14 protein-coding genes and 3 tRNA genes are annotated in these 13,057 nt (G+C 57.8%); 9 read left to right on the plus strand and 8 right to left on the minus strand.

What is annotated here, in order from left to right; genetic code table 11:
• Positions 1–36 precede the first annotated feature (36 nt).
• Both AC6I7A_RS02685 and AC6I7A_RS02690 read left to right on the plus strand, forming a co-directional pair.
• Complete coding sequence (locus tag AC6I7A_RS02685) at positions 37–1,059, plus strand: LacI family DNA-binding transcriptional regulator (protein ID WP_058958268.1); 1,023 nt, start codon at positions 37–39, stop codon at positions 1,057–1,059.
• Positions 1,060–1,070: 11 nt separating this feature from the next.
• Entirely contained in the window at positions 1,071–2,057 is a 987-nt protein-coding gene (locus tag AC6I7A_RS02690; RefSeq protein WP_058958269.1) for a nucleoside hydrolase, read from the plus strand.
• 14 nt (positions 2,058–2,071) lie between these two features.
• Here the strand turns inward: AC6I7A_RS02690 and AC6I7A_RS02695 are convergent, their stop codons facing one another.
• From AC6I7A_RS02695 to AC6I7A_RS02705, 3 genes are all read right to left on the minus strand, one after another.
• Entirely contained in the window at positions 2,072–2,536 is a 465-nt protein-coding gene (locus tag AC6I7A_RS02695; protein WP_046101165.1) for a YbaK/EbsC family protein, read from the minus strand.
• A gap of 94 nt (positions 2,537–2,630) precedes the next feature.
• Positions 2,631–3,425 carry a siderophore-iron reductase FhuF gene (fhuF, locus tag AC6I7A_RS02700; protein WP_498004348.1) on the minus strand — a complete coding sequence of 265 codons (795 nt, stop codon included), beginning with the start codon at positions 3,423–3,425 and terminating at the stop codon, positions 2,631–2,633.
• Positions 3,426–3,609: 184 nt separating this feature from the next.
• Positions 3,610–4,707, minus strand: coding sequence for a GGDEF domain-containing protein (locus AC6I7A_RS02705; protein ID WP_046101167.1), 1,098 nt, complete (start codon positions 4,705–4,707; stop codon positions 3,610–3,612).
• A 232-nt stretch (positions 4,708–4,939) separates the two neighbouring features.
• Here AC6I7A_RS02705 and AC6I7A_RS02710 point away from each other — a divergent pair, with 232 nt between their 5' ends.
• On the plus strand, positions 4,940–5,224 hold the full coding sequence (locus tag AC6I7A_RS02710) for a DUF1435 domain-containing protein (RefSeq protein WP_046101168.1): 285 nt from the start codon (positions 4,940–4,942) through the stop codon (positions 5,222–5,224).
• A gap of 125 nt (positions 5,225–5,349) precedes the next feature.
• On the opposite strand, the gene AC6I7A_RS02715 is transcribed toward AC6I7A_RS02710, so the two are convergent.
• The 4 genes from AC6I7A_RS02715 to rsmC all read right to left on the minus strand — a co-directional run bounded on the left by AC6I7A_RS02715 (position 5,350) and on the right by rsmC (position 6,850).
• Positions 5,350–5,436: transfer RNA gene (locus AC6I7A_RS02715), tRNA-Leu, on the minus strand.
• A 28-nt stretch (positions 5,437–5,464) separates the two neighbouring features.
• A tRNA-Leu gene (locus AC6I7A_RS02720) sits at positions 5,465–5,551 on the minus strand.
• Positions 5,552–5,581: 30 nt separating this feature from the next.
• Positions 5,582–5,668 (minus strand) — tRNA-Leu (locus tag AC6I7A_RS02725).
• Positions 5,669–5,818: 150 nt separating this feature from the next.
• Positions 5,819–6,850, minus strand: coding sequence for a 16S rRNA (guanine(1207)-N(2))-methyltransferase RsmC (gene rsmC / locus AC6I7A_RS02730; RefSeq protein ID WP_058957763.1), 1,032 nt, complete (start codon positions 6,848–6,850; stop codon positions 5,819–5,821).
• A 105-nt stretch (positions 6,851–6,955) separates the two neighbouring features.
• Here rsmC and AC6I7A_RS02735 point away from each other — a divergent pair, with 105 nt between their 5' ends.
• Genes AC6I7A_RS02735 through yjjG form a run of 3 tightly spaced genes read left to right on the plus strand, consistent with a single transcriptional unit; the run spans position 6,956 to position 8,477 of the window.
• The gene (locus AC6I7A_RS02735) at positions 6,956–7,366 is read left to right on the plus strand and encodes a DNA polymerase III subunit psi (RefSeq protein ID WP_058957762.1); all 411 of its coding nucleotides are present in this window, start codon (positions 6,956–6,958) and stop codon (positions 7,364–7,366) included.
• A complete protein-coding gene (rimI, locus tag AC6I7A_RS02740) occupies positions 7,338–7,778 on the plus strand; it encodes a ribosomal protein S18-alanine N-acetyltransferase (RefSeq protein WP_009092266.1) in 441 nt (146 codons plus the stop codon). Before AC6I7A_RS02735 ends, rimI begins: the two co-directional genes overlap by 29 nt.
• An 18-nt stretch (positions 7,779–7,796) precedes the next feature.
• A complete protein-coding gene (gene yjjG, locus AC6I7A_RS02745) occupies positions 7,797–8,477 on the plus strand; it encodes a pyrimidine 5'-nucleotidase (RefSeq protein ID WP_058957761.1) in 681 nt (226 codons plus the stop codon).
• A gap of 90 nt (positions 8,478–8,567) precedes the next feature.
• Here yjjG and AC6I7A_RS02750 read toward each other — a convergent pair whose 3' ends face one another.
• Positions 8,568–9,218, minus strand: coding sequence for a YtjB family periplasmic protein (locus AC6I7A_RS02750; protein WP_009092263.1), 651 nt, complete (start codon positions 9,216–9,218; stop codon positions 8,568–8,570).
• Positions 9,219–9,325: 107 nt separating this feature from the next.
• Between AC6I7A_RS02750 and serB the strand changes: the two genes are divergently transcribed.
• The 3 genes from serB to nadR all read left to right on the plus strand — a co-directional run bounded on the left by serB (position 9,326) and on the right by nadR (position 13,016).
• Entirely contained in the window at positions 9,326–10,303 is a 978-nt protein-coding gene (gene serB, locus AC6I7A_RS02755) for a phosphoserine phosphatase (RefSeq protein ID WP_058957760.1), read from the plus strand.
• Between the two features lie 13 nt (positions 10,304–10,316).
• Complete coding sequence (gene radA / locus AC6I7A_RS02760) at positions 10,317–11,699, plus strand: DNA repair protein RadA (RefSeq protein ID WP_009092261.1); 1,383 nt, start codon at positions 10,317–10,319, stop codon at positions 11,697–11,699.
• 75 nt (positions 11,700–11,774) lie between these two features.
• Entirely contained in the window at positions 11,775–13,016 is a 1,242-nt protein-coding gene (gene nadR / locus AC6I7A_RS02765) for a multifunctional transcriptional regulator/nicotinamide-nucleotide adenylyltransferase/ribosylnicotinamide kinase NadR (protein WP_009092260.1), read from the plus strand.
• Positions 13,017–13,057: the final 41 nt, after the last annotated feature.

The raw sequence follows: 13,057 nt of genomic DNA on the forward strand, positions 1-13,057 counted from the left end.
TGTAAAGCGGCCTGTTTTTTTAGGGAGGAAAGTGATGTGCCTAAGTCGTTAACGGGAAAAGTGACCCGCAGTGAAGTGGCGAAAGCGGCAGGCACCTCAGTGGCAGTTGTCAGTTATGTCATTAACGACGGGCCGCGTCCGGTCGCCGAGGCGACCCGGCAGCGGGTGCTGGAGGCGATTAAAGCGACCGGTTACCGGCCCAATGCGGCTGCACGGGCGCTGGCGTCCGGCAACACCAAAACCTTTGGTCTGGTCGTGCCGAACATCGGCAATCCGTTTGTCGCCTCCATGGCGCACGTGCTGTTGCAGGAGTCGATGAATCACGGTCATGTCATGCTGCTGGGCGATGCCGGTGACGATCGCCGGCGCGAACTGGAGCTTATTCAGGGGCTGCTCAACCGGCAGGTCGATGGCCTGTTTTATAACAGCGTCGATCGCCATCCATACATCGACCTGATTAAAGCGAGCGGCACGCCCCTGGTGATGCTGGAACGGGTGGAACCTCAGCCGGGCGTGAACATGCTGCGCGTCAATGAGCGCCAGGCGGCCTGGCAGGTCACGGCACATCTGCTGAGCCATGGCTATCAGCAGGTCGGCATCATCACCGGTCCGGTCGATATGCTTAACGCGCAGGATCGTATTCAGGGCTGGCGCGATGCCATGCAGGAGCGCGGCCTGCCGATTGATGAATCGCTGATGTTTCCCGCCAGCTACACCCCACAGGGGGGATATGAAGCGGTGCAGACGATGATCGCCCGTGGCTGCGTGCCCCGCGCGCTGTTCACCAGCAACGAAGGTCAGGCGATTGGCGCAGTGCGGGCCTTTTCGGAGCATCAGATCCGGGTGCCACAGGATGTCGCGCTGGTCTGCTTCAACGGCACCAATCAGTCATCGTTTCATGTTCCGACATTAACGACCGTGCGTCAGCCACTGCGCGAGATGGCGCGTGCGGCGATCCACATGCTGAAAGAGGGGCAGAGCGAAGCCCAGTTAAAGGAGTTTCCACACTATCTTGAAATCGGTGAATCCTGCGGCTGCACGCCGCAATCTCAGAGTTAACGAATAAGAAGATGAAAAGAATCATTATTGATTGCGATCCCGGTAATGGGATTGCAGGTGCCAACACCGATGATGGCCTGGCGATCGCGCTGGCCTTAGCCTCACCCGGCCTGTCGCTGGAATTAATCACCACCGTGGCGGGTAATACGCCGAGTGAGGTGGGCGCGCGCGTGGCGAAAGATCTTATTGCCCGACTGGGACTCTCCATTCCGGTGGTGCAGGGGGCGACACAGGCGCTGCAGGAAGATCCGGCGCCGTGGCGCGAGACGCTCGATAACCGGGTTAATCAGCTGGCGCTGGCCGATCTCTGGCAGGATGTCCGTCAGCCAGCCGATGTCAGCGCGGACGGATTTGACGCGGCTGATGCTATCGGCAGGCTGATTTGCGACAATCCGGGCGAGATTACGCTGGTGGCGATTGGCCCGCTGACGAACGTGGCGCTGGCGATGCAGCGCTATCCCGTGATGGCCGAATCGGTGGCAGAGATTGTGGTCATGGGAGGCGTCTTTGCGCTGGATGACTATATCAAAGACACCAACTTCGGCCTGGACCCGGAAGCGGCGCACCAGGTGCTGCACAGTGGTGCTGCGGTAACGCTGGTGCCGATGGATGTCACCACGCAGACGCTGCTGACCCAGCAGGATCTGACCCGGCTGACCGCCGTCGATCATCCACTGGCCGACTTTGTGCGCGACACGCTGCGTCCGTGGATCGACTATTCGATGCAGACCCGTCAGCTGGCGGGATGCTGGATCCACGATGCGCTGGTGGTCGCCTGGCTGCTGAATCAACGTGTCGCCTCAGGGATCGATTACCGGGTCGACATCGAGCTGCGTCCCGGTGCCACGCGCGGCAAGAGCTGGCGTTATCGGCAGCCGCTCCGGCTCTCTGTCGGTGTGCCTGAGCAGTGCGGCGCCTCGGTGCATGTCCTGCATCGCGTCGATAACACGCTGCTGTTATCGATCCTTGAGCAGGCTTTCAGACGCCTGATTAGCTGAGCAGAGGTAAAGGGTCAAATCGCTTCGCAGACATCAATCCAGCGGGCATTCGTCAGTTCAGCCATCTGCTGCGGCGAAATGCGGACGGCGCTATGGATGGCGCCAGCGGCAGGTAAGACTTCTTCAAAACTGCGCAGTGAAACATCACAGTAAACGGTCAGCGGATTTTCCAGACCGAAAGGACAGACGCCGCCCACCGGGTGGCCGGTCCAGTTAATCACCTCGTCAACGCTCAGCATGCGCGCTTTCGCGCCCAGCGCCGCTTTCAGCTTGCGATTGTCCAGCCGGGCATCGCCTCGCGTCACGATCAGCACCACCTCGTTTTTCACTTTCAGCGACAGGGTTTTTGCTATTTCGCCTGGCGTCACGCCGTGGGCGCGAGCGGCCATCCCGACCGTTGCGGTGCTCTCTGCCAGTTCAATAATTTCAATTTCAGGGGCGTGTTCGGCGAAGAACTGGCGCACAGACTCCAGACTCATCTTTCTCTCCAGGCTGATCGAAGGCGTAAAAATTGCCACAAGCCTCTGTGCCTGTAAACGGGATAAACGGAGAATTCGCGGGAATCGGGTCTGTTTAGCTGCTGCTCAGGGTGCAGTTGCCGCATTGCTGAACATCGGGAATGCGATAGCGCTGGCAACAGCTGCGCCGCACCAGTTCACCGTCACGCGGGATCATGGTGCGATAGAGGGGATTATCGCTGCCATCCAGCAGCCGGTGGTTAAAGAACAGCGCCTGTTCCAGCTGCAGAACCAGCGTCTCATCTATCTGGCTTTTCAGCTCGCCCAGGAACCACTGGAAGGTGAACCCCATGTTGTTCCAGATCAGGCGGGCGTTGATGTCACCATGCTGCGTAATGCCATTCACGGCCGGGATGAGATGCTGCTGAATCAGGCGGTCGATGCGCTGCAGCGGGTTGAGATAACGCGCCTCCTCATCCTCCTGCACATCAATCCAGAAGGTGGCCGGATGGCCATGCTCATGAAAACCGACACGAATGTGTTCAGGCGAGCAGTCGAGCGCGCGGGACTCCTGCAGCAGGGCCATCAGCAGCGGCGGGATCAGCAGACCGAAATACCACTGCGCCCAGAGTGAGAGCACGGGTTTCGCTTCACGCACCGCATCGGGATGATCGCGATAGAGATAGTCACTGTAGCGGCGGATAAGCGGGGCGAAGGTGTCAGCGTGTGACCAGACGGCAAGGGTCTGCGCATCACGCGGGGCTGACTGGCTGAGCCTGGTCGAATCCAGCAGATAGCTGCGCTGCTGTTGCAGCCGTTCATACAGACTTTCCGCCAGTGGACGGTCATTCTGCCGGAAGATCATCGACTGAGCGCTGAAACGCTGTTCCTGAGCTGAAGCGGTTGCCATGACGACTCGCGAAAAGTGTAGATAAGAAAGCAAATGATAATCGTTATTGATTAACTCTACAAGCGGCGTAAAAGCGTGCGGTTGCTGGCGGTAAAAACAGCAGGGGAGGAGAGGAGTAATCAGCCCGGCGATGACCGCGACAGATCGGTCAGATCAACAGGGGCAGACGCCGGTTATCAGCGGGTTATACGGGCTCTTCTGCGGTGTGAGGCGCCTCTCTGGGTAAATCTTCCCAGGCGAGAATGGTATTCCGGCCCTGGTTCTTCGCGACATAGAGGGCACTGTCAGCATTGGCGACGGCCTGGTCGAACTCGTTGTCGTAAATCGGCGCAATCCCCGCGCTGATAGTGACGTGCGTTGACACAGTCTCATTGAACAGATGGGGGATCTCTAAATCCACCACATACTGACGGATGCGCTCTGCCAGCTTCATCGCAATGGAGCTGTTCACGTTGGTCATCAGCACCAGGAACTCTTCACCGCCATAGCGGGTAACGACATCGCGCGAACGCACCGCATCACGGATCGCCACAGAGACCCGCGCCAGCGCCTGATCGCCCATCGCATGACCATAATTGTCGTTGTAGGCCTTGAAGTGATCGATATCCAGCAACAGCACAAAGTGGCTGCCAGCGTGGTTTTCCAGGATATTGTCGAGCCGGTTCTTCAAACCACGGCGGTTATACAGCCCGGTCAGCGGATCGAGCATGCTGAGGTCGCTGAAGGTCTCTTTCTCTTCGTAAAGCTGATGCATCAGACGCAGGGTAAAGTTGTCGGCCCGGCGGCGCATCAGGTGCTGCAATGAAAAACCGATCAGCGGCAGGGAGATGGTCAGCAGAATAAGCGGCAGATGCTGACCATTGTCGAGCAGCAATACGGTCAGAACGGGCGGGGCGACGTGCAGACAAAAAGCCACCAGATAATCGCTCAGGGCGATGGCGCTGATAAATAACACGCTGATCAGGCTGATAATCAGAAAGCCACCATCAAAATAGAACACCAGATGGAAACGATAATTAATATGCCAGGCCCAGAAGATCCCTAATAGCAGCGCAACAGGATTTAACAGGGGGAGTTTAACTTTGGGCCAGATTAAATGGGCAATTAACGTGAGGGAGCTGAAGGCGGCGACACACATAACCGGCAGCGTCGTCTCACTTTTTTCCGTGCTCATTATTGGCAGCAGATAAAAGAGGGAAACGGCGATATTTAAAAACAGGAAAAGCATCACTGAAAGCCGGTATTTACTCTGCTTCAGTTCTTCATATGATTGTAATTTCATTATAAATACTCGTGACGACCCTGAAATACCAAAGCGCAAGCCAGCAGAAAGGAGGGGTCTGCAGGACAATGAGCAAATATTGCTAGTGCTGTTATTAAAGGTGTTATCGGCCGCAATCTAGCATTTTCCAGATGGTCTGTCATCTTCAGCGCCGGGCCAGCCAAAAACAGGCTGCAGAACGGGAAAAACTGTCATATGATAATGGGAATGCTTATCATTTGAGGTTGGCGTCATGGGGATAGCGATCGTAGCGGCCTGCGGCCTGTGGGGAATCAGCTGGGCACTGGGTAAAAAACTGGATAGTGCGTGGGGGGTTCTACTGCCGTGCATGGCGCTGCCGCTGTTTGCCCTGTGGGAGCCGGGATTCAGCCAGTGGCGAATGGTGATGATCGTTGCGCTGTTGCTGACGGTGGTGATGCTCTTTCATCAGCGCCTGCGTCACTATCTGCTGCTGCCATCCTGCCTGGCATTAGCGACCGGACTGGCGGCGGTTTCCGTGAATTTTCATCTGAATTAGCAACAGTGCAGGGGCGTCATGCTGACGTAACAGAGAAGGTGTAAAAATCAGAAGGCGAGCCTGAAACGGCAAAGAAACGGTCAGAACAGGAAGAAAGCATGAATAAAGCAGGAGGATGACAACGTTGGTGCGAAGAGAGGGACTTGAACCCTCACGTCCGTTAAGACACTAACACCTGAAGCTAGCGCGTCTACCAATTCCGCCACCTTCGCATCTTGTTGTCTTTTCATATCACCGCAATGGTGCGAAGAGAGGGACTTGAACCCTCACGTCCGTTAAGACACTAACACCTGAAGCTAGCGCGTCTACCAATTCCGCCACCTTCGCGCAGTGCTCGCGATATGAAACATGTGATTTTGGTGCGAAGAGAGGGACTTGAACCCTCACGTCCGTTAAGACACTAACACCTGAAGCTAGCGCGTCTACCAATTCCGCCACCTTCGCATACCCGTAACACCCTGAGAATGTTACAACCACGGAGGCGCATTCTAGAGATTTTACTCTTTGCGTCAACAACTATTTCGTCGGGCTGAAACGATCGCTCTAAAAAGCAACATTTTCAGCCCGGCAACGCGGTCAGCAGCGGAAAAAGGATTAACGGGTTTTCGCACCGCGACCATAGACGGCACGGTAAACCTTAAAGCGGCCAGTCTGTGCGATCACTTCATGGCTGCCGAACGCCTCATCCAGCGCCTGTGGATAGGGCAGGAAGGCATTGGCAACGATACGCAGTTCACCGCCGGTGTTCAGATGCTTCACCGCGCCACGGATTAACGCCTGTGCCGCATCGAGGCTGGTCTGCGTGCCTTCATGGAACGGCGGGTTAGAGATAATCATGTCGAAACGTCCGGTGACGTCAGAGAAGACGTTGCTGGGGAAGACCTCGCCCTCAATGCCGTTGGCGGCCAGCGTCGCCTTACTCGCCTCAATCGCCGCTGCGTGAACGTCACACAGCCACAGGCGTACTTTAGGCGAACGGGCGTGCAGTGAGGCGGCAATGACGCCTGCGCCACAGCCCATATCCAGCACTTTTCCTTTGGTGTGTGGCGTAAAGGTGGAGAGCAGCAGGGCACTGCCGCTGTCCAGACCATCGCGGCTGAAGACGCCTGGTAGGGTGTGAATCGTCAGGTCATCCATCTGATACTGATGACCAAATGCGCCGGCATCAAAGTCAGGCTGTGCGTCGAGGCGACCGTGATAGAGACCACAGCGGCGCGCGCTGTCGATCTTCTCCAGCGTTACCCAGGACTCCAGCATGCCTTCTGCACTGCGCACGCCGCTGCGGTTTTCACCGACCACGAACACGTCGCAGCCCACCGGCAGCAGCGACAGCAGATTCTGCAGCTGGAACTGCACTTCCGGCTTGTTTTTGGTCCAGAAGTAGACCAGCGTATCGCAGCCCTGCACATCTTCCGCCTGCGCAACCAGTCCATAACGCGCCTGTTCGCCCATACGGCGGCTCAGGTTTTGCCAGTGATGATATTGCTGGGTGTGCACGCGCGACGAGGCGGTTTCCAGCTGAGCGGGCAGGTCATCCTGCAAATCGCCAGCAAATAAAACGTGGCGGGCGGTAAATTCATCACTGTGGCGCAGAATGACTTCGCTGGCCGGGGTAAAAGCAGACATGTAGAGCTCCTGTAAGATCTGAGCGGGGATTATAGTGGTTTGTTGGCGCATGTTCGATGGGTTTGCTAGCATAGCGTCGCATTCAGGCAGCCAACAGGTAACACCATGACGTCCAGGCGCGACTGGCTTTTACAGCAAATGGGAATTACGCAGTATCAACTGCGCCGCCCGCGCGTGCTTCAGGGCGAAATTGCCGTCACACTGGCGCCGGACACGCAGTTAATCATTGTCGCTGACGTGCCCCCCGGGCTGGATGAACCGCTGATGCGCGACGTGCTGCAGACGCTCAATCTTCAACCCGACCAGGTGATGACCGTGACGCCGGATCAACTCCAGATGCTGCCGGAAACGCTGAACTGCGCCGGCTGGCTGCTTGGGGTTGAGAGTGCACAGACTTTTAATGGCGTGGCACTGACCAGCGCCGCTTTCAATGAACTGATCAGCAGCGGCGTCGCCAGACGCGCGCTCTGGCAACAGATGTGTAACCATGACAGCCATCTCTTTACTCACCCCTGACGATCGGGCCGAGGCCTTTGCCATCGAGCGTCGCAGTCACGCGTTTCCCTGGAGTGAACAGACGTTTGCCAGCAATCAGGGCGAGCGCTTCCTCAATTTACGGCTGGATGCCGAAGGAAAAATGGCCGCCTTTGCCATTACCCAGGTGGTGCTGGATGAAGCGTCGCTGTTTAACATCGCGGTCGATCCCGCCTGGCAGCGCCGGGGATTTGGCCGTCAGCTGTTGCAGCATCTGATCGACGAGTTAATAAAACGCGATGTGCTGACGCTGTGGCTGGAAGTACGGGCGTCCAATCTGCCCGCTATTGCGCTTTATGAGCAGATGGGATTCAACCAGGTGAGCCGTCGTTCCAACTACTATCCCACCGCCAGCGGGCGTGAAGATGCCCTGATGATGGCGCTGACGCTGTAGCGGTGCTAAGGAGCTTTAATGTCAGAACAGTGGGAGTGCATCCTGTTTGATGCGGACGATACCCTTTTTCATTTCGATGCTTATGCCGGGTTGCAGCGGCTGTTCGCCGGTTATGACGTGCAGTTCTCCGACCAGGATTACAGCGACTATCAGGCGGTTAACAAGCCGCTCTGGGTCGATTATCAGAACGGCACGATTACCGCGTTGCAGTTACAGACCCAGCGTTTCAATCACTGGAGCGAAAAGCTCAGCGTCGCGCCGGAGATCCTCAACAGCGGCTTCCTGACCGCAATGGGCGAGATCTGCACGCCGCTGCCAGGCGCGGTGAGCCTGATGAAGCAGCTGCACGGTCGGGTAAAGATGGGCATCATCACCAACGGCTTTACCGCGCTGCAGCAGACGCGGCTGGAGCGCACCGGTTTCCGCGACTACTTTTCGGCGCTGGTGATCTCTGAGCAGGTCGGCGTGCCAAAACCGGCGGTGGAAATTTTTGATTATGCGCTTAACCTGATGGGCAATCCGGATCGTCAGCGGGTGCTGATGGTCGGGGATACGCCGGAATCCGATATTCTCGGCGGCATGAATGCCGGGGTGAAAACCTGCTGGCTCGATCATGGCACCCGGCCGCTGCCGGAACATATCAAACCGACCTGGCAGGTCAAATCGCTGGCTGAGCTGGAAGCGCTGCTGATCGGCTAAGGGAAGCTATCTCGCAAATCCGCAACGTTCCCATAAAAAAGGCCCGCAGAGCGGGCCTTTCTCGTTTTATCCTCTCAGCTGAGCCGGACATTACTCTTTCTTCGGGTCATCTTCATCCCGATCCTCCTGCACCGGCGTGCTGGCGGTGAGCAGGAACGGTGACTGCTGCCAGCGGGTACGGCGGTGGCGCAGCAGGGTACGGGAGAGAATGATGCCGATGGCCAGCGCCAGCAGCATCATCAGACGCAGAATATTGGTGGTGTTGTCGACCTGATGTGAGTCGGTGACCAGCACATGGGTGTCCAGCGTCACGCGCAGAAAGCCCAGCGGGCCATCGTTTCCGGCCAGGGGCTGCACAATCTGGTGGTTGAAATAGCTGCCTGCACGCTGCCCGTCGAGAGCGAGCCTGTCGCGCACGTTGATGTTTTCTCCGCTGTGCGCCACCAGGCTGCCGTCGCCGTCATACACCGACGCATCCAGAATGCGGCTGTTCGCCGTCATCTGATTCAGAATCGCTTCTATCTGATTACGGTTGTTTTCACTGTTGTCCATCAACGGCTTAAGGCTGAACGCCACCTGGCTGGTCAGCGTATGAGCCAGCTCTTCGACCTGTTCAGAACGCGCCATCTGATGACCGGTACTGAACCAGGAGACGCCCTGCATCAGGGCGACCAGCAGCGTCATCGAGATGAGAACGATCACGGTACGATGTAAGCGAAATTTCAGCGCGGTTTTAGCCATTACTCATCCGGGTCATGTCACAACAGAAAGCCTGGAGATTATGTTGCCAGAAGCGACGCAGACAGGGTAGCCTCTTGCGTGGTTTTGTTGTCCCTACAGGAGCTCTGATGCCAAATCGTTTAACCTGGTGCGATCTTCCCGCCGATGTCTCTTTCTGGCCGGGTTTGCCCCTTTCTCTTAGCGGTGATGAAGTGATGCCGCTGGATTATCGCGCTGGCCGCACCGGCTGGCTGCTGTATGGCCGCGGGCTGGATAAGCAACGGCTGACCGATTATCAGCATCAGCTGGGTGCAGCGATGGTGATTGTCAGCGCCTGGAACGTCGATGAGTATCAGGTGATCCGCCTGGCGGGCTCGCTGACGCCGTTTGCGACTAAACTGGCGCACGATGCCGGGCTGGACGTGGCGCCGCTGGGTAAAATCCCCTACCTCAAGACCCCCGGTCTGCTGGTGATGGATATGGACTCCACCGCGATTCAGATCGAATGTATCGACGAGATCGCTAAACTGGCAGGCAGCGGTGAGCAGGTAGCAGAAGTGACAGAGCGCGCGATGCGCGGTGAACTCGACTTCAGCGCCAGCCTGCGTCAGCGCGTTGCCACCCTGCAGGGCGCTGACGCCAATATTCTGAAACAGGTGCGTGATGAGCTGCCTTTAATGCCGGGCTTAACCACCCTGACGCAGAAGCTGCAGGCGCTGGGCTGGCAGGTGGCTATCGCCTCCGGCGGCTTCACCTACTACGCCGAATACCTGCGCGATAAGCTGCATCTGTCGGCCGTAGTCGCCAACGAACTGGAAATCCGCGACGGCAAACTGACCGGCAACGTGGTGGGTCCGATTGTCGACGCACAATATAAAGCCGATACGCTGAAGAAGCTGGCGCAGCGTTTTGATATCGCGCCGGAACAGACGGTCGCGATTGGCGACGGAGCCAATGACCTGCTGATGATCAAAGCCTCCGCGCTGGGCATTGCGTTCCATGCTAAACCTAAGGTGAATGAGCAGACTGCGGTCACCATTCGCCATGCCGATCTCATGGGGGTGTTCTGCATCCTGACCGGCAGCCTGATCCACGAAGAGCGTTAACTGAGGAATTGATTTGGCCAAAGCGGCAAAACGCGCATTTGTCTGTAACGAATGCGGCGCAGATTACCCACGCTGGCAGGGGCAGTGCAGCGCCTGTCACGCCTGGAACACCATCACCGAGGTGCGCATTGCCGCCTCACCCGCGGCTGCGCGCAACGAGCGCCTGAGCGGCTATGCCGGCAGCGCCGGCACCAGCCGGGTGCAGAAACTGTCGGAAATCAGCCTGGAGGCACTCCCGCGCTTCTCCACCACCTTTAAAGAGTTTGATCGGGTGCTGGGCGGCGGCGTGGTCCCGGGCAGTGCGATTCTGATTGGCGGCAGCCCCGGCGCAGGTAAATCCACGCTGCTGTTGCAGGTGATGTGCCGGTTGTCGGAAGGGATGAAAACCCTGTACGTCACCGGTGAAGAGTCCCTGCAACAGGTGGCGATGCGCGCCCATCGTCTGGGATTGCCCACCGAAAATGTGAACATGCTGTCGGAAACCAGCATTGAGCAGATCTGCCTGATCGCCGAGCAGGAGCAGCCGCAGCTGATGGTGATCGACTCGATCCAGGTGATGCACATGGCGGAGATCCAGTCCTCACCGGGCAGCGTCGCCCAGGTGCGGGAAACTGCCGCCTACCTGACACGCTTCGCCAAAACGCGCGGCGTGGCGATCATCATGGTGGGACACGTCACGAAAGATGGCTCGCTGGCCGGTCCGAAAGTGCTGGAGCACTGCATCGACTGTTCGGTGCTGCTGGATGGCGATGCCGACTCTCGCTTCCGCACCCTGCGCAGTCATAAAAACCGCTTCGGTGCGGTCAATGAGCTGGGGGTGTTTGCCATGACCGAACAGGGCATGCGCGAAGTCAGCAACCCGTCAGCGATCTTCCTGTCGCGCGGTGAAGAGATAACCTCAGGCAGCTCGGTTATGGTGCTCTGGGAGGGAACGCGACCGCTGCTGGTGGAGATTCAGGCGCTGGTCGATCATTCAATGATGGGCAACCCGCGTCGCGTCGCGGTCGGGCTGGAGCAGAACCGCCTGGCCATACTGCTGGCGGTGCTGCACCGTCACGGCGGATTGCAGATGGCGGATCAGGATGTGTTCGTCAACGTCGTGGGCGGCGTCAAAGTCACCGAAACCAGCGCCGATCTGGCGCTGATGCTGTCGATGGTGTCGAGCCTGCGCGATCGTCCGCTGCCGCAGGATCTGGTGATCTTCGGCGAAGTGGGGCTGGCCGGTGAAATCCGCCCGGTGCCCAGCGGTCAGGAGCGCATCTCGGAAGCGGCGAAGCACGGCTTCAAACGCGCCATCGTTCCGGCAGGAAATGCGCCGAAAAAACCGATTGCCGGGATGCAGGTTTTCAGCGCGAAAAAGCTGGCCGATGCGCTGGCGATTCTGGACGATCTGTAACGCGCCTGACGCCTGTCCGGAAAAACCACGGGCAGGCGGCACCCACCTTAACCGCATTGATGCAGGAGGCACGACATGTCGTCGTTTGAGTATCTGAAAACGGCCATTCGCCAGCAGGGGCACACGCTGCAACAGGTCGCTGACGCCAGCGGCATGACCAAAGGCTATCTGAGCCAGTTGCTCAATGCCAAAATCAAAAGCCCCAGCGCGCAGAAGCTGGAAGCGCTGCACCGCTTTCTGGGGCTGGAATTTCCGCGCCGTGATAAAAGGGTGGGCGTGGTATTCGGTAAGTTCTATCCGCTGCACACCGGCCATATCTATCTGATCCAGCGCGCCTGCAGTCAGGTGGATGAGCTGCACATCATCATGGGCTACGATGAGCCGCGCGATCGGGAGCTGTTTGAGAACAGCGCCATGTCCCAGCAGCCGACGGTCAGCGATCGCCTGCGCTGGCTGCTGCAGACCTTTAAGTACCAGAAAAACATCCGCATTCACGCCTTCAACGAGGAGGGGATTGAACCCTATCCGCACGGCTGGGATGTCTGGAGTGAGGGCGTCAGCGCTTTTCTCAGCGAGCACGGCATTGCTGCGGACTGTATCTACACCAGCGAAGCGCCGGATGCGGAGATGTATCAGCAGCACCTGGGCATTCAGACCGTGCTGGTCGATCCCAACCGATCCTTTATGAGCATCAGCGGCGGGCAGATCCGTCAGGATCCGTTCCGCTTCTGGGAATACATCCCGACAGAAGTTAAACCCTTCTTTGTGCGCACCGTGGCGATCCTCGGCGGCGAGTCGAGCGGTAAATCGACGCTGGTGAACAAACTCGCCAACATCTTCAACACCACCAGTGCCTGGGAATATGGCCGCGACTATGTCTTTTCCCATCTGGGCGGTGACGAAATGGCGCTGCAATATTCTGATTACGACAAGATCGCGCTGGGACAGGCGCAGTACATCGATTTCGCGGTGAAATATGCCAATAAAGTGGCGTTTATCGACACTGACTTCGTGACGACTCAGGCGTTCTGTCTGAAGTATGAAGGGCGTGAGCATCCGTTTGTGCAGGCGCTGATCGATGAGTATCGCTTTGATCTGGTGATTCTGCTGGAGAACAACGTGCCCTGGGTGGCGGATGGCTTACGCAGCCTGGGCAGCTCGGTGGATCGGCGGGAGTTTCAGTCCATGCTGGTCACGATGCTGCGGGAAAACAACATCGACTTCGTCCATGTCCAGGAAGATGACTACGACACCCGTTTCCTGCGCTGTATTGAACTGGTCAAAGGGGTGCTGGGCGAGAAGAACGTTCAGCCGTAAGATCTGTCATAGCCCGGTCTGCACCGGGCTAATTTATGCAT

The organism is Type-F symbiont of Plautia stali, assembly GCF_059731105.1.